Below are 24,444 nucleotides of genomic sequence, written 5' to 3' on the forward strand. Positions count from 1 at the left end.
CTCGCTCAGCGTGAAATGGATCACCCATTAGAGGGAAGCTTCAGGCGAAAGCCGTTTCGGTGAGCCAGGCTGCCTCGAACTCGCCCGCGGCCACGATCACGGCCGGTCCGGTCATGTCGATCCGCCCGTCCGGGTGCTCGGTGATGAGCAGGGTTCCGCCGGGGAGGTCGACGGTGTAGCCGACCGGTTCGCCGGTGGCGCCCGGGTCCACGCCGTCGCGGCGGATGGCGGCCACGGCGACTGCGCAGGCGCCGGTGCCGCAGGAGCGGGTCTCGCCGGAGCCGCGCTCGTGCACGCGCATGGCGACGTGGCGGGGGCCGCGGTCGACGACGAACTCGACGTTGACGCCGGTGGGGTAGGCAGACGCGGGGCTGAACGGCGGGGCGGTGTACAGGGTCCCGGCGTCGTCGAGGCTGTCGACGAAGGCCACGGCGTGCGGGTTGCCCATGTTGACGTTGCGCGCGGGCCAGCTGCGCTCGCCGACGGAGACGGTGACCTCGCCCTCGGGGAGGATCGCCCGGCCCATCGCGACGGTGACGTCGCCGCTCTTGTCGAGGTGGACGTGCTTGACGCCGCCCCGGGTGGCGACCGCGAGGTCGCCGGGCTCGACGTGGCCGGCGTGCTGGAGGTAGCGGGCGAAGACGCGGACGCCGTTGCCGCACATCTCGGCGATGGAGCCGTCGCTGTTGCGGTAGTCCATGAACCACTCCGCCTCGCCGGCCAGGTGCGCGGCGTCGGGGTGGGCGGCGGACCGGACGACGTGCAGCACGCCGTCGCCGCCGATCCCGGCCCGCCGGTCGCACAGCTTCGCGACGGCGGACGCGGGCAGCTCGATGGCGTTGTCCGGGTCCGGGATGATCACGAAGTCGTTCTCGGTGCCGTGGCCCTTGAGGAAGGAGAGGCTGTTCTGCGTCACCCGCTCATGGTACCGATCCGCTGGTCACGGGCTCTCAGCGGAGCCGCGCCACCCGGTACACGGCGAGGGTTACGAGGGCCAGCGCGACCACGGCGTACAGCGCGGCCATGCGCCAGTCGGGGCGGCGGCCGCTGCCCCGGGCCGGGAGCCCGGGCCACGTGTAGCCGACGCGGCGCGCGGCCATCATGCCCCAGCCGCCTGCGCAGCAGCTGATCAGGAAGCCGAGCATGGCGACCACGGCTCCGCCGTCGCCGAACTCGAAGGCGAGCGGGAAGGCGAACATCAGCGAACCGGCGGCGGCGAGCATCACGATGGGGGCGATCTGCCACAGGCGCAGGCGGCGCTGCGGACGCAGTTCGACCTCGAACTCGGGTCCGCCCGCTTCGACGCCCGCGGTGTCCGGCGCGTCCGGGCCGTCCGGCGTCAGCCGCGGCGCGGGGTCGGCGGGCAGCCCGAGCCCGGCGGCTCCGGATCCCGTTCCGGTTCCGCTTCCGGTTCCGCTTCCATCCGGTCGGTCGAGAAGCTTCGGGTCCGCTTCCCGCCGACTGTTGTCCTGCCCGGTGTCACGAGGGCCGGCCTCCATCGCCACGCGCCCTCCCCACTCGGACTCAGTACGCCGCCATGCACTGCCGGTGACCGCACCGCCAGAAGTTTGATGATGGCACGCCCCCGACCCCCCGACGGGCGCCCGGGGCGTCCCGATGCCATCACGTGATCAGGCTGTAACCGCTCGTTCGACCAACGTCTGCGCGATCCGGGGGAGTTCCCCCCGGTCGGCGGCGGCCCCGCTGAGCCAGTGCACGCGCGGGTCGCGGCGGAACCACGAATCCTGCCGCCGGGCGAACCGCTTGGTGGCGCGGACGGTCTCGGCCCTGGCCTCGTCCTCGGTGCACTCGCCGGCGAGCGCGGTGAGCACCTGCTGGTAGCCGAGCGCCCTGGAGGCGGTGATTCCGTCCCGCAGCCCCCGGGCCTCGAGCGCCCGGACCTCGTCCACCAGCCCGTCCTCCCACATCCGGTCCACTCGCAGCGCGATCCGCTCGTCGAGCTCGGGCCGGGCCACGTCGACGCCGATCTGCACGGTGTCGTAGACGGACTCGTGGCCGGGCAGGTTGGCGGTGAAGGGCCGGCCGGTGATCTCGATGACCTCCAGCGCGCGGACGATCCTGCGCCCGTTGCTGGGCAGGATCGCCCGGCCGGCGGCCGGGTCGGAGGCGGCGAGGCGGGCGTGCAGGGCGCCGGGGCCGCGCAGGGTGAGCTCTTCCTCCAGCCGGGCGCGGACCTCGGGGTCGGTGCCGGGAAACTCCATGGCGTCCAGGGCACCGCGCACGTACAGGCCGGATCCGCCGACGAGGACGGGCGTACGGCCCTCCGCGAGGAGTTTGTCGATCTCGATGCGGGCCAGGCGCTGGTACTCGGCGACGTTGGCGGTCTCGGTGATGTCCCAGATGTCGAGGAGGTGGTGCGGGACTCCGCCTCGTTCCGCGGTCGTCAGTTTGGCGGTGCCGATGTCCATCCCCCGGTACAGCTGCATGGAGTCGGCGTTGACGACTTCACCGTCGAAATGGCGGGCCAGGGCTACGCCCAGATCGGACTTTCCGGCCGCGGTGGGACCGACGACGGCGATGACCCGCGGTGCGGGGGCTGCTTTCCTCACCGCCCCAGTCTCGCAGCCCCCGGTCAAGACACGGCCATGTACCCGATCGGGTGAGGTGACGGGGTCGGGACGGGGTCGTTGCCCTGGCGAGGTTCCGGCCGGATTGCGCCCGGTTGCGCACGTCCGGCGGAGGCCGGTCCGGTCAAGGCGGAACTTCACTCACACGAGTAACGTTACGGGAGTAGACATGGGCGTTTTTGATCGGTTTTTTCGTCGTAAGGAAGAGGTTGCGGCCGAGGAGGTCGTCGCCGAGGCCGTGACGACGGAGTCCGGTGCGGCCGACGAGGCCGAGGCCGAGCCCGCTGTTGCGGAGGCTCCGGCGGCGGAAGCCGTGGAGATCCCGAAGCAGCAGTCGGCCGAGGTAGCCGCGGACAGCGAGGCCGGCGAGGGCGCCCGTACGTAGCGACCGCCAATGGAAGGTGACCCATGGGCCTGCTGGACAATCTGAAGGCCAAGCTCGCTCCGGCGAAGGACAAGGTCGGAGACCTCGCCCAGAAGAACGAGGGCAGGATCACCGAGGGTCTGGACAAGGTGGCCAAGGCCGTGGACTCCAAGACGCACGGCAAGTACAGCGACCGGATCACGAGTGGTACGGGCAAGGCGAAGGACGCCCTGGGCAAGATCGCGCACAAGGACGCCCCCGGCGGGCCGACGCCTCCGGCAGCTTCCTGACGCGGCACGGACAAGGGGCGCGGGACCGGCTGGAGCCGGTCCCGCGCCCCTCCGTCGTTCTCGGCGCCTGGGCCCTGTCGGGGGCCTAGGACCAGGCGGCGACGAAGTACCCGACCCCGTACGGCGCGTCCTCGTACAGCAGGCGTCCGTCGAGCCCCGCGCCCTCGGCTGCGCCCGCCAGCACCTGCCAGGGAGCCCGTCCGGCGGCCAGGAGCTCGGCCGCGAGTTCCGCGTCGAGGGCGGCGAGCGCGGCCACGTCGGCGGCGCCCAGCGCGCGGGCGGCGGCCGCGTCGAAGGCGGCGGCGCGCTCGTCGAGGTAGCCGGGGGCCTTCAGGGTCCGGCAGGCGCTGCCGTCACCCATCACGAGCAACGCGACCCGGGCCTCGCGCGCGCCGAGTTCCCGGCCGGCCTCCAGACACCGCGCGGTGTCCAGCGGCTCGGCGACCCCGAGCCCCTCGACGGGGGCCGCGCCCCAGCGCGCGTGCCGCAGCAGCCAGGCACCCACGGCGAGCGAGGGGGGCAGCAGGCGCGGCCCTTCCTCACCCTCTCCGAGCTGTACGCCGGCCTCGACGCCGAATCCGCGGAAGGTGCCGCGGGCGCCCTGCGGGTAGGGCCCGCGGTGGTCCTGGTCGGCGGCCCCGACCACGACGAGCAGGTCGGGCCGGGAGGCGGCGAGCACCGCGAGCGCGTCGGAGCAGGCGGTGCGGGCGTCGCCGAGTTCGGCGGCGGCCCCCGAGGCGACCTCCGGCACGAGCAGCGGCGGGGCGGGACAGACGGCAGCGGCTACGAGCATGATCCGCAGCCTAGCCGCCCCCTGTGGCCGATGGTCAGTCGATCGCGCAGCCCGAGGTGACGGTGGGCAGCGGGGCGGGGACACCCAGGGTCGGGATGCCGAGCATGACCCCGGCGGGCTGGGCCGGGGCGGCGTTGCGCTTCTCCCAGGCGTCGCCGGCGCGGGTGCGGCGCACGGTCAGGGTCGGCCCCTCGGCCAGCAGGTGGTGCGGAGCCGCGTAGGTGATGTCCACGGTGACCACGTCGCCCGGCCGGACCTCCGCATCCGGCTTCGTGAAGTGGACCAGGCGGTTGTCGGGGGCGCGGCCCGAGAGGCGGTGGGTGGCGCCGTCCTTGCGGCCCTCGCCCTCCGCGACCATGACCTCGAGGGTGCGGCCGACCTGCTTCTTGTTCTCCTCCCAGGAGATCTCCTCCTGGAGGGCGACCAGGCGCATGTAGCGGTCCTGCACGACCTCCTTGGGGATCTGCCCGTCCATGTCGGCGGCGGGGGTGCCGGGCCGCTTGGAGTACTGGAAGGTGAAGGCGTTCGCGAAGCGGGCCTCGCGCACGGCGTGCATCGTCTGCTGGAAGTCCTCCTCCGTCTCACCGGGGAAGCCCACGATGATGTCGGTGGAGATCGCGGCGTGCGGGATCGCGGCGCGGACCTTCTCGATGATGCCGAGGAACCGCTCCTGCCGGTACGAGCGGCGCATCGCCTTGAGGATCGTGTCCGATCCGGACTGCATCGGCATGTGCAGCTGCGGCATCACGTTCGGGGTCTCGGCCATCGCCGCGATCACGTCGTCCGTGAAGTCGCGCGGGTGCGGGGAGGTGAAGCGGATCCGCTCCAGGCCCTCGATCTGGCCGCAGGCGCGCAGCAGCTTGCTGAAGGCCTCGCGGTCGCCCAGGTCGGAGCCGTAGGCGTTGACGTTCTGGCCGAGCAGGGTGATCTCGGAGACGCCCTCGGCGACCAGGGCCTCCACCTCGGCGAGGATGTCGCCGGGACGGCGGTCCTCCTCCTTGCCGCGCAGCGCCGGGACGATACAGAAGGTGCAGGTGTTGTTGCAGCCGACGGAGATCGAGACCCAGGCGGCGTACGCGGACTCGCGGCGGGTCGGCAGCGTCGAGGGGAACGCCTCCAGCGACTCGGCGATCTCGACCTGCGCCTCTTCCTGGATGCGGGCGCGCTCCAGCAGCACGGGGAGCTTGCCGATGTTGTGCGTACCGAAGACGACGTCGACCCAGGGGGCCCGCTTGACGATCGTGTCGCGGTCCTTCTGGGCGAGGCAGCCGCCGACGGCGATCTGCATGCCGGGCCGCTTCGTCTTCATCGGGGCGAGCCGGCCGAGGTTGCCGTACAGCTTGTTGTCGGCGTTCTCGCGGACCGCGCAGGTGTTGAAGACCACAACGTCGGCGTCGCCGTCGGAGCCCTCGGGGGCGCGGACGTAGCCGGCGTCCTCCAGCAGACCGGAAAGCCGCTCGGAGTCGTGCACGTTCATCTGGCACCCGTAGGTGCGCACCTCGTATGTTCCCTTGACGTCCACTGCCGTGCTCCGGTCGCTGCTGCTGGTCATGGAACAAGGGTAGGCGGTACCCGGAGGCCCCCCGGCCGCCCGGGGCGGCGGCCCGCGCCGTGACAGGACGGCGGGCGGGTGGCAGGATCGCGACCATGCCTCCCGTACTGCCCCGGATCAGCAGGCGCCACGCCCTGCGGGCCCTGGTGGCCGTACTCGCGCTGCTCGGCGTCCTGCTCTGGTGGCTGAAGCCCCTCGGGGAGCCGGAGCTCAAGGGGGAGCTGACCTTCAGCACGGGCGTCAGGACCGGGGTCTACCACCGGTACGGAGAGCTGCTGGAGCAGCAGCTCCGGCGGGACATGCCCGGGGTGAAGGTACGGCTGGAAACCAGCGAGGGCTCGCAGCAAAACCTGCAGCGGGTGGCCGCCGGGGAGGCGGACTTCACGGTGGCGACGGCGGACGCGGTGGCCAAGTACCGGCAGGACGGCAAGCCCGGGGCCGCCTACCTGCGCGGGTGCGCGCGGCTGTACGACGACTACGTGCAGCTGGTGGTGCCGGCCGGGTCCCCGGTGCAGTCGGCGCGGGACCTGCGGGGCAAGCGGGTCGCGATAGGCCAGGCCGGATCCGGGGTGCGGCTCATCTCTGAGCGGCTGCTGACGGCGGCCCAGCTGGACCCGGCGCGGGACATCACCCCGGTGTCCATCGGCATCGACACCATGCCGGCCGAGCTGGAGGCCGGGCGGATCGACGCCTTCTTCTGGTCGGGAGGGCTCCCGACGAACGCGGTGCGCGAGCTGTCGGAGCGGTTCGACATCAGGCTCGTGCAGCTCGGCGACCTGGTGGAGCAGCTGCAGGGAAGCGGAAGCCCGGCACGCTACTACCGGGCGGCGGTGATGCCGCAGGACGCGTACGCGCGGGCGCGCAACACCAGCGCGGTGGCGACCCTGGCCGTGCCGAACCTGCTGGTGACCACGGAGGGCACGGACCCCGAGCTGACGGAGCGGTTCACGCGGACGGTGATCCTCAGCCGCGACGGCATCGGGCACGAGGTGCACGCGGCGCAGCTGGTGGACCTGCGGACCGCGATCTACACCGATCCCCTGGACCTGCACGAGGGCGCGCGGCGCTACTACCGCTCGGTCAAGCCGTAGCGGTCGGCGCGGCGGCCTCGGGCAGCAGCATGGTCGCCGCGGCGGCCGCGCCGATCAGGCCCGCGTGCGTGCCCAGGCTCGCCGGGACCACCTTCAGCTCCCGTACGAAGGACAGCGTGGCGTAGTCGGCGAGATGGCTGCGGATCGGGGCGAAGAGGGTCTCGCCGGAGGCGGCGACGCCCCCGCCGATGACCGCGATATCCGTTTCGACGAGGGTCGCGGTGGCCGCGATGGCAGCGGCCAGGGCGCGGCCGGCACGGTCGAAGGCGGCCAGCGCGACCGGGTCACCGGCCTCGGCGGCCGCGGCCACGCCCGCCGCCGTGGCGTCGCCCCCGGGCGCTGCCGGGGTCCAGCCCTGGGCCCGGGCCCAGCCGGCGATGGCGGTGCCGGAGGCGATCGACTCGACGCAGCCGCGGCCGCCGCAGACACAAGGTTCGCCGTCGAAGGCCACGCTGATGTGGCCGATGTGGCCGGCGTTCCCGGTGGGGCCGGGGTGGAGCTGGTTGTTCAGGATGAGGCCGCCGCCGACGCCGGTGGACACCACCATGCACAGGGCGTTCGCGTGGCCCCGGGCAGCTCCCAGCCAGTGTTCCGCCGCGGTCATCGCCACGCCGTCCCCGGCCAGTACGGCCGGGATGGCGGCGCCGCGCGCCGTGAGCTCCGCCGTGACCCGGGCCTGGACGGGGAACTCCCGCCACGCCCCGATGTTGACCGGGCTGACCGTCCCCCGGGAGGAGTCCACCGGACCCGCGCTGCCGATGCCGCAGCGGACCGCCGCGGGCCACAGCGGGGAGCCGGCCAGGTCGGTGATGACCTCGGTGACCGCGGCCATCACGGCGTCCGCTTCCCCGCCGCGCGGGGTCGGACGGCGGGTCGTGGCCGTCATCGTGCCGTCGGGGTGCACCAGCGCCCCGGCGATCTTCGTCCCGCCGATGTCGATCGCCACCGTCAGGCCTGCGGCCGAGGCGTCGGCCCGCGATGTGGGGAAGGGGGCGGTGGGGGTGGTCACGGTGGCGGCTCCAGGAAGGGGTCAGGATTCAGTATGCGCCGCGGGCGGCGCCGTGCTCTCGCGGGGCTCCAGCCGCGGCTGCTCGCTCGTGCGCACCCCGGGCGGCCGTCCCGCGAGGACGGCGAGGAGTTCCTCGGCGGCGAGCCGGCCGAAACCCGCGGTGTCCCGCACGAGGGCGGTGAGCCGGGGGTGGGTGACCCGGCACAGCGCGGAGTCGTCCCAGGCCACCATGGAGAGCCGGCCCGGGACGGGGATGCCCAGCTCGGCGGCGACCGCGATCCCGGCGACGGCCATCACGTCGTTGTCGTAGACGAGTGCCGTGGGCGGCTCGGGCTCGGCGAGGACCCTGCGGGTGGCCGCCGCGCCCTCGGCGTCGGAGTAGTCGGTGACCACGGAGCGCACCCGGTCCGGGCCGAGCCCCCGCAGCGCGGCCTCGGTGCGCAGCGCCTCGATCCGGCGGGCCGTGTGGGCGAGCTCGGGGAGCCCGGCGACGTGGACGATCCGGCGGTGGCCGAGCCCGTGGAGGTGGTCCAGGATCCGGATCATCGCCCCGGCGTCGTCGGCGCGTACCGAGGAGACGGCCTCCGGGGCCTGGGAGAGGTCGCCCTCGCCCACCATGACCGCGGGCAGGGCCAGCCGGCCGAGCAGCTCCGGGCGCGGATCGTGCGTACGGGGGTCGACGACGAGGACGCCGTCGACCCGCCGCTCGGCCCACCAGCGGCGGTAGACGGCGCATTCGGCGTCGATGTCCTCGACGACCTGGAACAGCAGGGCGGTCCGGGCGGCCGAGAGGACTTCCTGGATGCCGGAGACGAGCTGGAGGAAGAAGGACTCGACGCCGAGCGTGTGCGCGGGCCGCGCGAGGACCAGCCCGACGGCTCCGGAGCGTTCGCCGGACAGGGCCCGGGCGGCGCTGTTGGGCTGCCAGCCGAGCTCCTCGGCGACGCGGCGGATCCGGGCACGGGTGTCCTGGGAGACGCCCGGCCGGTCGTTGAGCGCGAAGGACACGGCGCTCTCCGACACCCCGGCCCGGCGGGCGATGTCCTTGATGGTGGGTCTGCGGGCCATGCGTGCCTCGTCATTCGGTGACTTCGGTGCTTCGGTGACTTCGATGGCTTCGGTGACTTCGATGGCTTCGGTGACTTCGGTGGCTTCGGTGGCTTCGGTGACGCGGACCGAAATGGCGCTGTCCTTTTCCATGCACGCTCCTGCGGTCCGCCACAGCTAAAGCGCATTAGTTTCCTCAGGTTCGGGTGAACGGAACCCTTGTGTCAACAGGGCTGAAGCGCATAAGTACGCCGGACCGAGGCCCTGTTGACTTTCCCCGTGCGCACCGGCAGGTTGTGGCTCGCCCGGTGAATTCCTCAGAACTCCAGGGACGCCCAGTGCACGAAGACGCGCTCCGCTTTGGCGCCAACTACACGCCCGCCCGAGGCTGGTTCCACCACTGGCTGGACTTCGACCTCGACGAGGTCAGGGCCGATCTCGACTCGATCGCCGCGCTCGGGCTGGACCACGTCCGCGTGTTTCCGCTGTGGCCGGTGTTCCAGCCGAACCGGACGCTGATCCGGCCGCGCGCCGTGGAGCAGCTCGTCGCGCTCGCCGACGCGGCCGCCGAGCGCGGGCTCGACGTCGCCGTGGACGGGCTGCAGGGGCACCTGTCGAGCTTCGACTTCCTGCCCGCCTGGACCCGGACCTGGCACCGGCGCAGCCTCTTCGCCGACCCGGAGGTGGTCTCGGGTCAGGAGGAGTACCTGCGCACGCTGGCCGCCGCCCTCGCGGACCGGCCCAACTTCCTGGGCATGACCGTCGGCAACGAGATCAACCAGTTCTCCGACGACCCGCACCCCGACCCCGACCGGATCACCCGGGAGCAGGCCGCCCGCTGGCTGGAGCGGATGCTCGCCGCCTGCGAGGAGGGCGCGCCCGGGCGGTTCCACCTGCACGCCGAGTACGACGCCGCCTGGTACCGGGACGGGCACCCCTTCACCGTCGCCCAAGCCGCGCGGCTGGGCGCGGCCACCGCCGTGCACTCCTGGGTGTTCAACGGCACCGCGCAGCGCCACGGCCCGGCGGGGACGGCGACCGAGCACCACGCCGCGTACCTGATCGAGCTGTCCAAGGCCTGGGCGCTCGACCCGCACCGTCCGGTGTGGCTCCAGGAGGTGGGCGCCCCCGCCCCGCTGATCGCGCCGGAGCGGGCGGCCGCCTTCACGGAGGCCACCGTGGCCAACGCCCTGGACTGCCCGGACCTGTGGGGCGTGACCTGGTGGTGCTCGCACGACGTGTCCCGGGAGCTCGCGGACTTCCCGGAGCTGGAGTACGGCCTCGGTCTGCTCACCAACGACCGCCGGACCAAGCCCGCCGGAGCCGCCGTGGCCCGGATCGCCGCGCAGTGGCGGGGGCGGGGGCGGGCACACCGTCCCGCCGTACGGTCCACCGCGCTGGTGGTGGACGTCGGCGGGGCCGACGCGGCGCCGCGGCGCTCGGTGTGCGCGCCCGGCGGCGCGTTCTTCGAGGCGTGGGCGGGGCTCACCGCGCAGGGGGTCCGGCCCGCGGTGGTGCTGGCCGAGCTCGCCGAGGACCCCGCGCACCTGTCCGCGCGCGGCATCACCGAGGTGCTGCGCGTCCCCGACCTGACCTGACGCCCATCCGGAGGAGCCCGCATGTCCGAGAGCGATGCGTTACGACGACCGACCCGGCGCACGGTGCTGGCGGCCGGGGTGGGTGCCGTCGCCCTGCCGGCCGGGCCTGCTCCGACGGCAGCCGCTGCGGCCACTCCCGCCACGGCCGCTCCCGCCGACCTGGCCCCGTACGCCTCCTACTGGTTCCCCGATTCCCTCCCCGCGGGCACTCCCGGCCCCGGGATCGTGTGGCGCTCGCTCAAGCAGTGGACCCCGCAGAGCGACCCCGATCTCGCCCACAACACCGCGACCGTACCGCTCGCGCCGCGCTTCACGCCGGTGCCCCCGCACCGGGGCGCCCGCGCCGGCCAGGCCCGGATCGCCTCCCTGGTCTCCTTCGGGCCCACCGCGCAGAACCCCTCGCAGGGTTCGCCCACCGCCGACTACTACGCGCTGACGCACTGGGCGTACATCGACGAGCTGGTCTTCTGGGGCGGCTCATCCGGCGAGGGCATCGTGCTCGCCCCGAACGCGCCCGTGGTCGACGCGGCCCACCGCAACGGGGTCCGGGTCCTGGGCAACGTGTTTCTGCCGCCCGCGGCCTACGGCGGCGACCTCCGGTGGACCCGCGACCTGGTCCAGCGGGACTCCCTCGGCCGCTTCCCGATCGCCGAGCAGCTGGTTCGGGTGGCATCGGCCTACGGTTTCGACGGCTGGTTCGTCAACGCCGAGACCGAGGGCGGGGACAGCGAACTCGCCTCCCTCATGCGGCGGTTCCTGCGCGCCCTGCGGGCGGCCGGCGAACCGCACGGGCTGCGGATCACGTGGTACGACGCCATGAACACCACCGGGCGGGTCGGCTGGCAGGGCGCGCTCAACGAGCTCAACCAGGAGTTCTTCGAGGACCGGGCCGGCAAGGTCGCGGACACGATGTTCGTGGACTTCCGCTGGACCCCGCCGTCCCTGACCGCCTCCGGCGCGCTCGCCGACGGGCTGGGCCGTTCCCGCCACGAGCTGTGGGCGGCCGTCGACACCGAGTCCAACGGCTGGAATTCCACCGTCCGCTGGGACGCGATCATCCCGCGCGAGCACGACCACGTCGTCAGCTACGGCTTCTACCGGCCCGAGTGGACCCGCAACCACCTCACCGACCGCTCCCCCGGAGCCTTCCACCGAGCCGACGACCGGTTCTGGACGGGCATGTCGCTCGATCCGTCCCGCCCGGCGCCCGAGGACCCCTGGCGGGCCCCGGCCACGGCCGTCGCCGACCGGTCCACGGTCACCGCGCTGCCCTTTGTCTGCTCCTTCAACACCGGGCACGGGGAGCGCTGGTACGAGGAGGGCGAGGTCGCCTCCGGCATCCCGTGGAACCACCTCGGGCTCCAGGACCGGCTGCCGGGCCGCCGCTGGGTCGTGGACACCGCAGGGGAACGGCCCGCCGTGACGCTGGACTTCGCGCGTGCCTGGCGCGGCGGCTCCAGCCTGCTCGTCGCCGGTCCCCTCTCCGCCCCGGCCGCCGTCGGGCTGCACGCGACCCGCCTGCCCCTGACCCGGTCCACGGTCCTGGAGCTGGTGCACGCCACCGAGGCGGGCCCGGTCGCCGTGGAGGTCGGGGTGGCCACCCGCGAGCCGGCGGCTCCGGGCGAGCCGGTCCCGTACACCTGGCTCCGGACGGAAACCCTCGGCACGGGGCAGGCCTGGCGCCGGGCGCGGGTCGGGCTGTCGGCACTGGCGGGGAGAACGGCGTACGGACTTGCCGTACGGATCACGGGACTCGGGAACAGAGCCGTGGTGTGGCGGCTCGGGTCCTTGTCGGTACGCGACACCGCCGCCGGTCGGCGCCCGGCGTCTCCCGCTGCCCTGACCGTGGACGCCTCGGCCCGCCACGAGGACCAGGCCCGGCTCCGCCTGTCGTGGCGCCGGGCAGCCGGGCCGGTCCGGCACTACGCGGTGTCCCGGGTCCTGCCCGACGGCACCCGCCGCTTCCTCGGCGGCACCTGCGGCACCGCCCTCTACCTGCCCGCCGTCCGGCGCGCGGGCCGGGAGCGGGCGGCGGTCTTCGAGGTGCGGGCCGTGGACGAGCTGTACGCGGCGTCCGCCCCGGCACGCACCACCCTGGCCTGGTAGAAGCGCAGGTCAGGAGGTGTGCGGGTCGGTGCGCGGGACCGCCACCGTCACCCGCAGCCCGTGCGGCGGGTTCTTTTCGTACGAGAGGGACCCGCCGCCCGCGGCGAGCAGGGCCCGGGAGATCGACAGGCCGAGCCCGGAGCCCTTGACGTTCTGGTGCCGGCCGCTGCGCCAGAACCGGTCGCCGACGCGCAGCAGCTCGTCCTCGGTGAGGCCGGGCCCCCGGTCGGCGACGACCACGCGGACGGTGCGCTCGACGGCCGAGACCGAAACCTCGACCTCCTCACCCGTGGGGGTGAACTTCAGGGCGTTGTCGATGACGGCGTCGAGCGCGCTGGACAGGGCGATGGGGTCGGCCCAGCCGGTGACGGCGGACCGGCCCGTCCCGGTGAGCCGTACGCCCTTCTCCTCGGCGTACGGACGCCAGGCGGCGACCCGCTCGGCGGCCAGCGCCCCGATGTCGGTGAGGCTGATCTCGGCGGAGGCGTGCTCGGCCAGCGCCAGGTCCAGCAGGTCGTCCAGGACCTGGGTCAGGCGCTTGCCCTCGGCGCGCACGGAGGCGATCTCCTCATTGCCCTCGGGCAGTTCGAGGGCGAGCAGCTCGATCCGCAGGAGCAGCGCGGCGAGCGGGTTGCGCAGCTGGTGGGAGGCGTCCGCGACGAACGCCCGCTGCTGCTCCAGTACCTCTTCGACGTTGTCTGCCATCTCGTTGAACGACCGGGCCAGGCGTTGGAGTTCCGGCGGCCCGCCCGCGGCCGCGACCCTCGAGTTCATCCGTCCGGTGGCGATGCCGTGGGCGGCCGCGTCCAGGGTCTGCACGGGCTTGAGGACCCAGCTGGTGAGGCGCAGGGCGGCGCCGAAGGCGACCAGCATCGCGGCGGCGAGCCCGCCGGCGATGAGCAACCAGCCCCGCAGGATCCGGCCGCGCATCAGGTCGGTCGGTGATTCGGTGGCGACGACGGCGACCACGTCCCCGTCGAGGACCACGGGTGAGGCGACGAGGAGTTTGCCGTGGGTCTGCCAGGGCCAGACCTGTCCGGGATCGTGGCTGCGCCGCCCGGCCAGTGCCTCCTCGAAGGCGCGGCGGCCTTCGCCGGACTCGGGGAGCTGCCACCAGCCGGGGGCCCGGGCCATGGCGCCGTCGTCGCGGTAGAAGATGCCGACGCGGATGCCGTACAGCTCCTGGTAGCGGGTCAGTTCGTGCTGGAGGGTCGCCAGGCGCTCGTCCGAGCCGGTGGAGCCGGAACCCTCGGCGTCGATGACGAACTGGGCCAGGGCTGCGAAGCGGGCGCTGTCGTCGATGCGGTCGACGACCACCCGCTGCTGCTGTCCGGCGGCCAGGCTCACGGCGAGCGGGAAACCGAGCGCGAGGAGCGTGCCCGCCATCAGGACGACGAGCAGCGGGAGCAGCCGGGCGCGCACGGAGCGGGTTCCTTAGGGGGCGGGGGCGGCCGGGGCGACGAGCCGGTAGCCCACCCCGCGGACCGTCTCGATGAGGGCGGGCATGCGCAGCTTGGAACGCAGCGAGGCGACGTGGACCTCCAGGGTCCGCCCGGTCCCCTCCCAGCTGGTGCGCCACACCTCGCTGATGATCTGCTCGCGGCGGAAGACGACCCCGGGCCGCTGCGCGAGCAGGGCCAGCAGGTCGAACTCCTTGCGGGTGAGCGGCACATCGGCGCCGTCCACGCTGACCCGGCGGGTGGGCAGCTCGATGCTGACGGAGCCGAGCCGGACCGTGGTGGGCGTACCGGTGCCGGTGGCGGCGGCCTCCTCGGAGGCGCCGGTGCGCCGGGCGACCGCGTGGATGCGGGCCAGGAGTTCGCCGGTGTCGTAGGGCTTGGTGACGTAGTCGTCGGCGCCCATGTTCAGGCCGTGGATGCGGGAGCGCACGTCGGCCCGCGCGGTCACCATGATGACGGGCGTGGCGGTGCGCTTGCGGATCTTGCCGCAGACCTCGTAGCCGTCCTGGTCGGGCAGTCCGAGATCGAGCAGGATGACCCCGTAGGGAGGGGCGCTGGGCGCGGCTCCGGCGGGCAGCAGGGCCTGGAGGGCCTCCTCGCCGTTGCGGGCATGGGTGACCTTGAAGCCGTGCCGGGCGAGGATCGCGGACAGGGCGGCGGCGACGTGGTCGTCGTCCTCGACGAGCAGCAGTCTCATGTCGTCCCCCTCTCCTCTTCTCGATCTTCAGCTTCTCTGCAGGGCCACCCTGCATCCACGCTGATGGAGACTCCCACGTCAAGGGGGTTCCGGCTCGGCGCGCCTTCCGTTATGCACCCGGTACGAGCACATCGGCGAAGCGTACGGAGCGTATCCGGGCGAGGCCGGATCGTTATGCTCAATTCTCCCTCAGATGTGGTGACGGTGTGGACGCTTCGTCACTACTGTCCTCCCAACCGAGGAGGACGGAGCAAGAAGCCGATGAGCGGAGTATCAGTGACCAAGGACGTGCAGGACGCGGCCGGCGCCGCGGACGACCTGGTCGTACTGAGCAACGTCAACAAGCACTTCGGCGCGCTGCACGTGCTTCAGGACATCGATCTGAGCATTGCCCGCGGTGAGGTCGTCGTGGTGATCGGTCCTTCGGGATCGGGCAAGTCCACGCTGTGCCGGACCATCAACCGGCTGGAAACCATCGACTCGGGCACCATCACGCTCGACGGCAAGGAGCTGCCCTCGGAGGGCAGGGAACTCGCCCGGCTGCGCGCCGACGTCGGCATGGTGTTCCAGTCGTTCAACCTCTTCGCGCACAAGACGGTGCTCCAGAACGTCATGCTGGGCCAGGTCAAGGTCCGCAAGACGGACCAGGCCGCCGCGCATGCGAAGGCGGTGGCCCTGCTGGACCGGGTGGGCGTCGGCTCGCAGGCCGACAAGTACCCGGCGCAGCTCTCCGGCGGCCAGCAGCAGCGCGTGGCGATCGCCCGCGCGCTGGCGATGGAGCCGAAGGTGATGCTGTTCGACGAGCCGACCTCGGCGCTCGACCCGGAGATGATCAACGAGGTGCTGGAGGTCATGCAGCAGCTCGCCCGGGAGGGGATGACCATGGTGGTCGTCACGCACGAGATGGGCTTCGCCCGCTCTGCGGCCAACCGGGTCGTCTTCATGGCCGACGGAAAGATCGTCGAAGAGGCCACGCCCGAGCAGTTCTTCAGCAACCCGCGCAGTGACCGCGCCAAGGACTTCCTGTCGAAGATCCTGCACCACTGAGGGTCTCGTCTGGTAGTCATCCGTATGCGGATCACCGCCGGATCGGTTCCTGTCGGCCGCGCGTACGCCGCAAGCGTCGCTCGTCGTTCAACAACGTCTCATCCGAGGGAAGTTCACCATGAAGATCTCCAAGGCCGCTGCGGCCGCGGCCGTCGCCGTCGCCCTTTCCCTGACCGCGACCGCCTGTGGCGGCAGCGACAAGGCCGCCAGTGACGGCGGTGCGTCCGGCGGCGCCAAGGACAAGATCGTCGTCGGCATCAAGTACGACCAGCCCGGTCTCGGTCTGAAGACCCCCGACGGCAAGTACACCGGCTTCGACGTCGACGTCGCCACGTACGTGGCCAAGGAGCTCGGCTACCAGCCCGACCAGATCGAGTTCAAGCAGGCCGTCAGCGCCGAGCGCGAGAACCTGATCGCCAACGGCGACGTGAAGTTCGTCGTCGCGACGTACTCGATCAACGACAAGCGCAAGGAGAGGGTCGACTTCGCCGGCCCGTACTTCCTCGCGCACCAGGACCTGCTGGTCCGTGCCGACGACACGAGCATCACCAAGGCCGAGGACCTGAACAAGAAGAAGCTCTGCTCGGTCACCGGCTCGACCTCTGCGCAGAACGTCAAGACCAAGCTGGCCCCCGAGGCCGACCTGCTGGAGCTGGGCGGCTACTCCGAGTGCCTGACCGGCCTGGAGAACAAGAAGGTCGACGCCCTCACCACGGACAACTCGATCCTGGCGGGCTACGCGGCCCAGGAGAAGAACAAGGGCAAGTTCAAGCTGGCCGGGCTGAGCCTGAGCAACGAGAACTACGGCATCGGTCTGAAGAAGGGCGACAAGGAGCTTCAGACCAAGATCAACGCCGCGCTCAAGAAGATGGTCGAGGACGGCAGCTGGCAGAAGGCCGTGGACACGAACCTCGGTCCGGCCAACTTCAAGAGCGAGCCTGCCCCGCAGATCACCGAAGGCAGCTGATTCATCGGTGAGGAGCGTCGCCGCCCGCCTGCCGCGGGCGGCGGCGCACCTCACCGGCCATCCTGGGGAGAGCGCAGGGCATCGTGTTCGATTTTCTTGATTCCGGGCAGTACGACGTGCTCGGAGCCTTCTGGGTGACGGTTCAGCTCACCCTCTACTCGGCGGCCGGATCCTTGATCTGGGGCACCATCCTGGCCGGGATGCGGGTCAGCCCGGTCCCGCTGCTGCGGGGATTCGGCACCGCGTACGTCAACCTGGTGCGCAACACCCCGCTGACCTTGCTGATCATCGGCTGCTCACTGGGTCTCAGCCAGACCCTCGGCATCGATCTGGCCGGCGACACGTTCAAGGAGACCGGCTTCCGGCTCGCGGTCCTCGGACTGATCGCATACACGGGAACCTTCGTCTGCGAGGCCCTGCGCTCCGGCATCAACACCGTGCCGGTGGGCCAGGCCGAAGCGGCCCGCGCACTGGGGCTGAGCTTCTTCCAGGTGCTCACCCTGATCGTGCTCCCCCAGGCCTTCCGGGCGGTCGTGGCGCCGCTCGCCAACGTACTGATCGCACTCACCAAGAACACCACGGTGGCGGCGACCATCGGCGTGGCCGAGGCGGCCCTGCTGATGAAGGAAATGATGGAGAACGAGGCGCAGGCCCTCTTCGCCGTCTTCGCGATCTTCGCCCTCGGCTTCGTCCTGCTGACCCTGCCCACCGGCCTGCTCCTGGGCTGGGTGGCCAAGCGAGTGGCGGTGAAGCGATGACCTCCGTGCTGTACGACGCCCCCGGCCCCAAGGCCAAGGCGCGCAACTGGATCTACAGCGGGATCTTCGTCGTCCTGTTCGGGCTCGTCATGTGGTGGGTTCTGTCCCTCATGGCGGAGAAGGGCCAGCTCGAGGCCGACAAGTGGACCCCGTTCGTCACCGACAGCCGGGTGTGGACCACGTACCTGATCCCCGGCCTCCTGGAGACCCTCAAGGCCGGGGCGCTCTCCATGCTGATCGCCCTCCCGCTGGGAGCGGTGCTGGGCATCGGCCGGCTGTCCGACCACGCCTGGGTGCGGGGGCCGGTCGGTACGTGGGTGGAGTTCTTCCGTGCCATCCCGGTGCTGATGCTGATGCTGTTCAGCAGCGCGCTCTACTCACCGCAGTTTATGGACGTGCCGTCCGACACCCGGCCGTTCTGGGCCGTCGTCACGGGCCTGGTCCTCTACAACTCGGCCGTCATCGCCGAGATCGTCCGGGCCGGTGTGCTCTCCCTGCCCCACGGCCAGACCGACGCGGCCAAGGCGATCGGCATGCGCAAGGGTCAGACGATGTTCCACATCCTGATCCCGCAGGCCGTCACGGCGATGCTGCCGGCCCTGGTCAGCCAGCTCGTGGTGATCCTCAAGGACACCGCGCTCGGCGGCGCCCTGCTCGGCTTCGCGGAACTGCTCGCCGCGAACCGGCAGATCTCGGCGAACTACAGCAACACCATCGCCACCCTCGTCGTGATCGCGCTGATCTACATCGTGGTCAACTTCGGCCTCACCACCTTCGCCTCCCAGCTGGAAAGCCGAGTGCGGAAGTCGAAGAAGACCACCGGTGCGGTGGTCGGCGTGGCCGATGTCGGCGACATGGCCACCGGCGCGAACAGCGCGGGCGGATAGAACCGTCGTCCTCCCGGTTTGAGACCCCCGTAGGTCTGACGTACGGTCAGTCATAGTGCGTATCCCGTGTGGTGCGGCGGAACTCTTCCGCCGCACCACACGGCGTTGTCCGGACGGGCGTCACTTGACGCGGGCACCTTCAGTCGGTTGCATACGTTCTGTGATCACATACCGGACACCGGGAGCCACATCATGGACCCGGTGATCGTCGTCGGCGCGGGGCCCGTCGGGCTGTCCCTGTCCCTCGCCCTGGCCGGCCAGGGCGTGCCCTCCGTCGTGCTCGACGAAGGGCCCGGCAAGGAGGAACCCCGCCCGGCCCGTACGGTCGTCCTGCACGCCGACACGGCGGCCATGGCGCACCGGCTGGGCTGTAGGACGCTGCGCGACGAGGGGGCGTACTTCGCCGCCTGGCGCACCATGCGGCGCAGCCGCCCCGCCCAGCGGATCACCTTCGACGACGGCCCCGCTCCCCTGCACCTGCCGCAGCACGCCCTGACGCGCGGGCTGCGCGACGCCGCCGCCGCGCACCCGCTCGTCCAGCTGGTCACCGACAGCAGGCTGGACTCCGTGGAGCAGGACGACCACGGGGTCACCGCGCACACCCGGGGCGCCGAGACCACGTGGTGGCGCGGTGGTTACCTGGTCGGCTGCGACGGCGCCCGGTCCACCGTGCGCAAACTGATCGGCATCCGCTTCCCCGGCCGCACCGCCGTGGAGCGCCACGCCGTGGCCGCCCTGCGCACCGAACTGCCTTGGCCAGGCGAGGCGTTGCTGCACCGCAGCCCGCCGTCCGGGCCCGAGGAGGTCACCTCGCGGCCGCTGCCCGACGGGGTGTGGCGGCTGGACTGGCTGCTCCCGGCCCGCGGGGAGCTGGTGACTCCCGACACGCTGGTGACCCTGATCCGGGACACCCTCGCGACGTGGTGCGGGGGCACGACGCCCCCGTACGACCTCCTCGACACCGGGGTCCACACGCTGCACCACCGCCTCGCGCGGCGCTGGCGCGACGGGCGCGCCTTCCTCGCCGGGGACGCCGCCCACCTGCTGGGCGCCCTCGGCACCCAGGGCGTCGAGGAGGGGCTGCGGGACGCCGAGAACCTCGCGTGGAAGCTGTCCCTGGCCTGGCACCAGGGAGCCTCCGAGGCGCTGCTCGACAGCTACGAGGGCGAACGGCGCACGGCGGTCGCGGCACGGCTGCGCGCCGCCGACCAGGCGATGCCCGCGCTGCGGGCCACAGGCGGCCTGCGTACCTACCTCCCCGGATCCTCGCGGTCCGCCGAGTCCCTCCTGACCGACGGCCACCTGGGGCGGGGGCCGCTGGGCGCGGCGCCGGCGTACGCCCCGCCGGTGGCCGTACGGGAGGTCCCGACGGCCACGGAACCGGGCGGTCCGGTGGCGAACGTACCGGTGACCGCGCCCGACGGGGCGACCGTGCCGTTGCGCGACCTGCTGGGGCAGGGCCGGCTGCTGGTGGTCCTGGTCGCGCCGGGCACCGGGGTCTGGGACCGGCGCCACTGGCTCGGCGCCGGGCTGATGCCCCGCCTCGCTGCCGCGGTGAGCGCGCTGCCCGTGCGTACCGATCTGCTGGTCGCGGACGGCTATCCGGGCGCCCCGGCGCACACCGTGCTCCTGATCCGGCCGGACGGGCACCTGGCGGCGACCTTCGCGGGCGTGCGTCCGGCGGAGCTGTACGAGGCGGCGGACGCGGTCCGGGCGGGAGCGCCCGCGACCCGGGTGCCGGCGCCCTCGGCCGCCACGACACCGACGGTGGTGATCGATTGACCGGCTCGCGGCGCTCGTGGTTCACTCGCGGACATGACCGGCAATGACGTACGCCTGTGGCGGAGGGTCCATATGGACCTGCTCCGCTACGCGGGCTGCGTATGTTGCCCTTCCTGCTGATTCGCCCTTTCCTCCGCGCGCCCCGTGCCGTCACCGGCCTGCGCGCACTTCCGCGAACCCCAGGAACGGTCCCCTTCCATGTCTCTGCGTTCTGCACCCGCCCGCACCCCTGAGCCCGTGTCGGCGGCCGGGGGCCCCACGGCCGCCGAACTCCTCCGATTCGCCCTGCGCACCGCCGCCGATCCCGAGACCGTTTCCTCGCTGCCGCTCGACCCGGAGGGCCGCACCTGGATCCGGCTGGACGGGCCGTCCGGCAGCGAGGCGTGGCTGATCGGCTGGCCGCCGGGGACGGGCACCGGCTGGCACGACCACGCCGAGTCGCGGGGCGCGTTCGCCGCCGCCCGCGGCCGGCTCACCGAGCACTCACTGGCCGTACGCCTGCCCTCGGAAGGCTGGCAGTCTCTGGAGCTCGCCCCCGGCCTGGACCGCAGCCGCAGCCTGGGCGCGGGCGACGGGCGGGCCTTCGGGGAGCACCACGTACACGAGGTCCTCAACGAATCCCCGGCCGAGCACGCGGTCTCGGTGCACGTGTACTACCCGCCGCTTCCCCTGATCCGGCGGTACAGCCGCAGCGGCCCCGTGCTCAACCTGGAGCACGTCGAGCGTCCGGCGGACTGGCAGTGAGCGCCCCGACGGGCATCGACGAGCTGCTGGAGCGGGTCCGCGCGGGCTACACCCGCGTCGGCCCGCAGGAGGCGTACGCCGCCTCGCGCACCGGAGCCCTCCTGGTGGACATCCGCTACCAGGCCCTGCGGGACCGCGACGGCCTGATCCCGGGCGCGCTGGTGGTCGAGCGCAACGAACTGGAGTGGCGCCTGGACCCCCAGGGCAGCCACCGGGCCCCCGAGGCCGAAAGCCACGACCTCCAGGTGGTGGTGATCTGCAACGAGGGCTACGCCTCCAGCCTCGCCGCGGCCTCCCTCCACGCCCTGGGCCTCCACCGCGCGACGGACCTGACGGGCGGCTTCCAGGCCTGGAAGTCGGCGGGCCTCCCGGTGGCCACGCCTTCCTGACGCGCACTGCGTCCACCGAGGGCCGGGCGGCAGCCCTGCTGCCTCCCGGCCCTGTCCGGTCCGGACACCCCGTCCGGCCTAGCCCTTGGCCGTGGCCACGTCCACCGGCGGGACCTGGAGCGCGACCCGGCCCGGGAGGGCGGTGGCCGCCAGGGCCAGCAGCCCGGCCACCCCCACCACCACCGCGTACGCGACCGGCAGCACGGCCGGCGCCGCCGCCCCCGTCATGCCCACGCTGAAGGCGGTCAGCACGGCCAGCGCGATCCCCGACCCCAGCACGGACCCGATCAGGACCACCGCCAGCGCCTCCGCCCGAAGCATCCGCAGGACCTGCCTGCGCTTCGCCCCGGCCAGCCGCAGCATCGCGAACTCCCGTACCCGCTCGGCGGTGGACATGGCCAGGGTGTTCATCACCGCGATCGCGGTGAAGGCCAGCACCAGCCCCATCGCCAGCAGGTTGATCTCCGCCCCGGCAGCCTGCCGCTCCGCCCGTGCCTCGTCGGCATCCCGTGCGGACAGCACCGCCACCCCCGGGTACGCCCGCACCGCCGCGGCCAACTGCTCCCGCCCGGTGCCCGGTTCCGCCGCCACCAGGACACCGGCGGCCAGCGGATTGTCCACGTGCGCGGCCACCAGGGCGTGCGGCAGCGTGATGTCCCCGAAGCCCAGCCCCCGCGCGTACACGGCCGACACCGTCAGGGTGACCGGCGTCCCGTCGCCCAGCGTCAGCCGCAGCGCGCTCCCCGGCTTCAACCCCAGCTGGTCGGCGGCGAGTTCACTGACCGCCGCGGTCCCGGTCCCCTCCCCGAATCCGTCCAGGCTCCCGGCGGTGACCGCGGGGTCCCAGGTCCGGGTCAGCCCCGTCGGGGTCACGCCCTGCGCTCCGTACTTCGCGAGCCCCACCCGTACCGTCGTGTGCACGATCTCGGTGGCCGCGGTGACCCCGGGGGTCCGGCGGATCCGCTCCGCCGCCTCCCCCGAGACGCCGGGACCCTGCGCGGCCAGCACCCATCCGGCCTTGACCCCGTCGCGGGCCTGCGCCCGGGCCGCGTCCCCGAGCGTCGGGGTGATGAAGAGCACCGTGGAGGTCATGCCGACGAGCAGGGCGAGCGGGGTGACGGCGGAGGCCATCCGGGTGGAGTTGCCGCGCAGGTTCGCGGTGGCGAGGTGGCCGCCCGCCCCGGCCAGCCGCAGCGGACCGGCGAGCAGCGCGGTGGCGCCGCGTACGAGCAGCGGGCCGAGCAGCGAGACCGCCCCGGCCAGGACCACCACGGCGAGGAAGGTGACCGGGGTCGACGCCGGCTCGGTACGCAGCGAGGCGAGCACCACGACCAGCACCGCCCCGCCGGCCAGCAGCAGCATGCCGAGCACGGTCCGGATCCAGGCGGGCCGGCGCGGCTCGAGCGCGGCTTCGGCGAGGGCCGCTGCGGGGCGGATCCGGGCGATCCGCCGGCCGGTGATCCGCGCGGCGGCCCAGGCTCCGAGCAGGCTCGCGGCTACGGCGGCGAACATCGGGAAGATGCCGGCGGTGCGCTCCAGGACCGGGGGGACGACTCCGCTGTCGATGAACCGGCCGTACAGCCAGGCGGCGAGCGGCAGCCCGGCGAAGGCCCCGGTGACTCCGGCGGCCAGGCCGACCAGCAGCGCCTCCCGGCTGATCATCCGCCGCAGCTGCCTGGGGGTGGCGGCGATGGCCCGCAGCAGGGCGAGTTCGCGGTGGCGCTGCTGGACGGAGAGGGCGAAGGTGCCGACGACCACGAGGATCGCGACGAGCAGCGAGGTGCCGCCCATCGCGCCGCCCATGGAGACCAGCTTGGTCCGGGCCCCGGCGGCGTCGAGGAACTCCACCGGCCCGCGCTCGTCCCCCGTGCCGACCTGCGCCGTAGCCGCCGTGGTGCCCTTCAGGGCCTGCTCGACCCGGCCGGCCAGTTCGCCGGGGTCGGTACCGGGCCGGGGCAGCACGCCGATGGCGCTGACCTGTCCGCCGCGTGCGGCGAGCCGCTGGGCCTCGGCGTCGCTGAAGAAGAGTGCGCTCTGGCGGACGAGGTCGCCGCGGGGGGTGGTCGCGATCCCGCTCACCCGGTACGTCTTCGGTTCGCCGGTGGACTGCACGGTGAGCTCGGAGCCGGGCGTCAGTGCGGCGCGGTCGGCCAGCGCGCGGTCGATGACGACCTCGCCGGCGTCCCGGGGTGCGCGTCCCCCGGCGAGGGTGAAGGGGGTCAGCTCGGCGGAGGTCCAGGCGTGCCCGTACGAGGGCCTGGGCTCACCGGGGGCCCTGACCAGCGGTACGGCCTGGAAGGTGAGCTCGGGCACGGCCCGCTCGACGCCGGGCACGGCACGGACCGCCTCCAGGGTGGCGGCGGGGAGCCAGGCCCGCTCGGCGACGGGCTTGGCCTTGTGCTTCGTCTTGGTCTTGCCCTTCTTCTCCTTGACCGTGGTCTCGTGGACGTTCTGGTCGGCGGAGACGAGGACGGGCGTGGCCGCGTAGCGCTCGGTGCCGATCTTTCCGCGGAGTCCCGTTTCCAGGAGCGTCCCGCAGGCGGTGACGAGGGCGGCGGCGCACAGCAGCGCGACGAAGGCGCCGAGGAAACCCGCTTTGCGGTCTCTCAGGGTCTGAAGGGCGTAACGCAGCATCATGCGGCCAACTCTGCCGCCGGGCACGCCTCCTGACATTGGCGTACCCCGGCGTCCGCGGCCGGGGGCTATCCCTACCCCGGATGCTCCAGATCGTCGGCGTCCTCGCCCTCCGCCTCCAGCGCGCGGCGGACCACGCGCAGGGCCATGCCCTCCGGGTACCCCTTGCGGGCGAGCATCCCGGCGAGGCGCCGGATCCGCTTGTCGCGCTCCAGGCCCTGGGTCGCGCGGAGCTTGCGCTCCACGAGCTCCCGGGCGGTCTGCTCCTCCTGGTCGGAGTCGAGCTGCTCCAGGGCCTCTTGCACCAGGGTGGCGTGTACCCCCTTGGTCCGGAGTTCCTGTGCGAGCGCCCGGCGGGCCAGGCCCCGGCCGCGGTGCCGGGACTCGACCCAGGCCCCGGCGAAGGCGGCGTCGTCGATCAGGCCCACCTCCTCGTACCGGGAGAGGACCTGCTGCGACACCTCCTCGGGGATGCCCCGCTTGTCCAGGGCGTCCGCGAGCTGGCGCCGGGTGCGCGGGCTCCCCGTGAGCAGGCGCAGACAGATCGCCCGCGCCTGCTCCTCGGGACTCTGGGGCGGCAGTTCCTGGCGGCCTTCACGGCCGCCGCGGTCCCTGCCGCCCCTTTCCTGCTCCCGCACGGG

General features: G+C 72.9%; 24 protein-coding genes. 13 read left to right on the forward strand and 11 right to left on the reverse strand.

What is annotated here, in order from left to right; genetic code table 11:
• Nucleotides 1-40: 40 nt before the first annotated feature.
• From dapF to miaA, 3 genes are all read right to left on the reverse strand, one after another.
• Nucleotides 41-916: a diaminopimelate epimerase gene (dapF, locus tag JIW86_RS12910; protein ID WP_257553887.1), complete on the reverse strand. Its 876-nt coding sequence runs from the start codon at nt 914-916 to the stop codon at nt 41-43.
• 34 nt (nt 917-950) lie between these two features.
• Nucleotides 951-1,505 carry a hypothetical protein gene (locus tag JIW86_RS12915; RefSeq protein ID WP_416237557.1) on the reverse strand — a complete coding sequence of 185 codons (555 nt, stop codon included), beginning with the start codon at nt 1,503-1,505 and terminating at the stop codon, nt 951-953.
• A gap of 126 nt (nt 1,506-1,631) precedes the next feature.
• Nucleotides 1,632-2,570, reverse strand: coding sequence for a tRNA (adenosine(37)-N6)-dimethylallyltransferase MiaA (gene miaA, locus JIW86_RS12920; protein ID WP_257553888.1), 939 nt, complete (start codon nt 2,568-2,570; stop codon nt 1,632-1,634).
• A gap of 187 nt (nt 2,571-2,757) precedes the next feature.
• Here miaA and JIW86_RS12925 point away from each other — a divergent pair, with 187 nt between their 5' ends.
• Complete coding sequence (locus tag JIW86_RS12925; RefSeq protein WP_257553889.1) at nt 2,758-2,973, forward strand: gliding motility protein; 216 nt, start codon at nt 2,758-2,760, stop codon at nt 2,971-2,973.
• Between the two features lie 23 nt (nt 2,974-2,996).
• Entirely contained in the window at nt 2,997-3,242 is a 246-nt protein-coding gene (locus JIW86_RS12930) for an antitoxin (RefSeq protein ID WP_215144546.1), read from the forward strand.
• Nucleotides 3,243-3,327: 85 nt separating this feature from the next.
• Here the strand turns inward: JIW86_RS12930 and JIW86_RS12935 are convergent, their stop codons facing one another.
• Nucleotides 3,328-4,035, reverse strand: coding sequence for a hypothetical protein (locus JIW86_RS12935; protein ID WP_257553890.1), 708 nt, complete (start codon nt 4,033-4,035; stop codon nt 3,328-3,330).
• 34 nt (nt 4,036-4,069) lie between these two features.
• On the reverse strand, nt 4,070-5,587 hold the full coding sequence (gene miaB, locus JIW86_RS12940) for a tRNA (N6-isopentenyl adenosine(37)-C2)-methylthiotransferase MiaB (protein ID WP_257553891.1): 1,518 nt from the start codon (nt 5,585-5,587) through the stop codon (nt 4,070-4,072).
• A 95-nt stretch (nt 5,588-5,682) separates the two neighbouring features.
• Between miaB and JIW86_RS12945 the strand changes: the two genes are divergently transcribed.
• A complete protein-coding gene (locus JIW86_RS12945; RefSeq protein WP_257553892.1) occupies nt 5,683-6,678 on the forward strand; it encodes a TAXI family TRAP transporter solute-binding subunit in 996 nt (331 codons plus the stop codon).
• On the opposite strand, the gene JIW86_RS12950 is transcribed toward JIW86_RS12945, so the two are convergent.
• A complete protein-coding gene (locus JIW86_RS12950) occupies nt 6,668-7,687 on the reverse strand; it encodes an ROK family protein (RefSeq protein ID WP_416237558.1) in 1,020 nt (339 codons plus the stop codon). The two genes, JIW86_RS12945 and JIW86_RS12950, sit on opposite strands and share 11 nt — an antisense overlap.
• A gap of 21 nt (nt 7,688-7,708) precedes the next feature.
• Nucleotides 7,709-8,755 (reverse strand): LacI family DNA-binding transcriptional regulator, encoded by a 1,047-nt coding sequence (locus tag JIW86_RS12955; RefSeq protein WP_215142214.1) that lies wholly within the window; start codon nt 8,753-8,755, stop codon nt 7,709-7,711.
• Between the two features lie 317 nt (nt 8,756-9,072).
• Here JIW86_RS12955 and JIW86_RS12960 point away from each other — a divergent pair, with 317 nt between their 5' ends.
• Entirely contained in the window at nt 9,073-10,332 is a 1,260-nt protein-coding gene (locus tag JIW86_RS12960) for a glycoside hydrolase 5 family protein (protein ID WP_257553893.1), read from the forward strand.
• Nucleotides 10,333-10,353: 21 nt separating this feature from the next.
• Nucleotides 10,354-12,438: an endo-beta-N-acetylglucosaminidase gene (locus tag JIW86_RS12965; RefSeq protein WP_257553894.1), complete on the forward strand. Its 2,085-nt coding sequence runs from the start codon at nt 10,354-10,356 to the stop codon at nt 12,436-12,438.
• A gap of 9 nt (nt 12,439-12,447) precedes the next feature.
• Here the strand turns inward: JIW86_RS12965 and JIW86_RS12970 are convergent, their stop codons facing one another.
• A complete protein-coding gene (locus JIW86_RS12970; RefSeq protein WP_257553895.1) occupies nt 12,448-13,860 on the reverse strand; it encodes a sensor histidine kinase in 1,413 nt (470 codons plus the stop codon).
• Nucleotides 13,861-13,872: 12 nt separating this feature from the next.
• A complete protein-coding gene (locus JIW86_RS12975; protein ID WP_215142199.1) occupies nt 13,873-14,595 on the reverse strand; it encodes a response regulator transcription factor in 723 nt (240 codons plus the stop codon).
• Nucleotides 14,596-14,856: 261 nt separating this feature from the next.
• On the opposite strand from JIW86_RS12975, the gene JIW86_RS12980 reads away from it, so the two are divergent.
• The 8 genes from JIW86_RS12980 to JIW86_RS13010 all read left to right on the forward strand — a co-directional run bounded on the left by JIW86_RS12980 (nt 14,857) and on the right by JIW86_RS13010 (nt 21,169).
• Nucleotides 14,857-15,642 (forward strand): amino acid ABC transporter ATP-binding protein, encoded by a 786-nt coding sequence (locus tag JIW86_RS12980; protein ID WP_285443961.1) that lies wholly within the window; start codon nt 14,857-14,859, stop codon nt 15,640-15,642.
• A 118-nt stretch (nt 15,643-15,760) separates the two neighbouring features.
• Complete coding sequence (locus tag JIW86_RS12985; protein WP_257553896.1) at nt 15,761-16,609, forward strand: glutamate ABC transporter substrate-binding protein; 849 nt, start codon at nt 15,761-15,763, stop codon at nt 16,607-16,609.
• Nucleotides 16,610-16,692: 83 nt separating this feature from the next.
• Entirely contained in the window at nt 16,693-17,367 is a 675-nt protein-coding gene (locus tag JIW86_RS12990) for an amino acid ABC transporter permease (RefSeq protein WP_257553897.1), read from the forward strand.
• Entirely contained in the window at nt 17,364-18,254 is an 891-nt protein-coding gene (locus JIW86_RS12995; protein ID WP_257553898.1) for an amino acid ABC transporter permease, read from the forward strand. Before JIW86_RS12990 ends, JIW86_RS12995 begins: the two co-directional genes overlap by 4 nt.
• A 192-nt stretch (nt 18,255-18,446) precedes the next feature.
• On the forward strand, nt 18,447-20,036 hold the full coding sequence (locus tag JIW86_RS13000; protein WP_257553899.1) for an FAD-dependent monooxygenase: 1,590 nt from the start codon (nt 18,447-18,449) through the stop codon (nt 20,034-20,036).
• A gap of 33 nt (nt 20,037-20,069) precedes the next feature.
• Nucleotides 20,070-20,156, forward strand: a complete 87-nt coding sequence (locus JIW86_RS41685) for a putative leader peptide (protein WP_322975615.1) — start codon at nt 20,070-20,072, stop codon at nt 20,154-20,156.
• A 78-nt stretch (nt 20,157-20,234) separates the two neighbouring features.
• Nucleotides 20,235-20,780 (forward strand): cysteine dioxygenase, encoded by a 546-nt coding sequence (locus JIW86_RS13005; protein ID WP_257553900.1) that lies wholly within the window; start codon nt 20,235-20,237, stop codon nt 20,778-20,780.
• Nucleotides 20,777-21,169: a rhodanese-like domain-containing protein gene (locus JIW86_RS13010; RefSeq protein WP_322975520.1), complete on the forward strand. Its 393-nt coding sequence runs from the start codon at nt 20,777-20,779 to the stop codon at nt 21,167-21,169. The genes JIW86_RS13005 and JIW86_RS13010 overlap by 4 nt, the downstream gene beginning before the upstream one ends.
• Nucleotides 21,170-21,247: 78 nt before the next feature.
• Here the strand turns inward: JIW86_RS13010 and JIW86_RS13015 are convergent, their stop codons facing one another.
• Together JIW86_RS13015 and recX are read right to left on the reverse strand one after the other, a co-directional pair.
• Nucleotides 21,248-23,806 carry an FtsX-like permease family protein gene (locus tag JIW86_RS13015; protein ID WP_257553901.1) on the reverse strand — a complete coding sequence of 853 codons (2,559 nt, stop codon included), beginning with the start codon at nt 23,804-23,806 and terminating at the stop codon, nt 21,248-21,250.
• 71 nt (nt 23,807-23,877) lie between these two features.
• Nucleotides 23,878-24,441 (reverse strand): recombination regulator RecX, encoded by a 564-nt coding sequence (gene recX / locus JIW86_RS13020; RefSeq protein WP_257553902.1) that lies wholly within the window; start codon nt 24,439-24,441, stop codon nt 23,878-23,880.
• Nucleotides 24,442-24,444: the final 3 nt, after the last annotated feature.

Source organism: Streptomyces sp. NBC_00162, assembly GCF_024611995.1.
GTDB lineage: Bacteria > Actinomycetota > Actinomycetes > Streptomycetales > Streptomycetaceae > Streptomyces.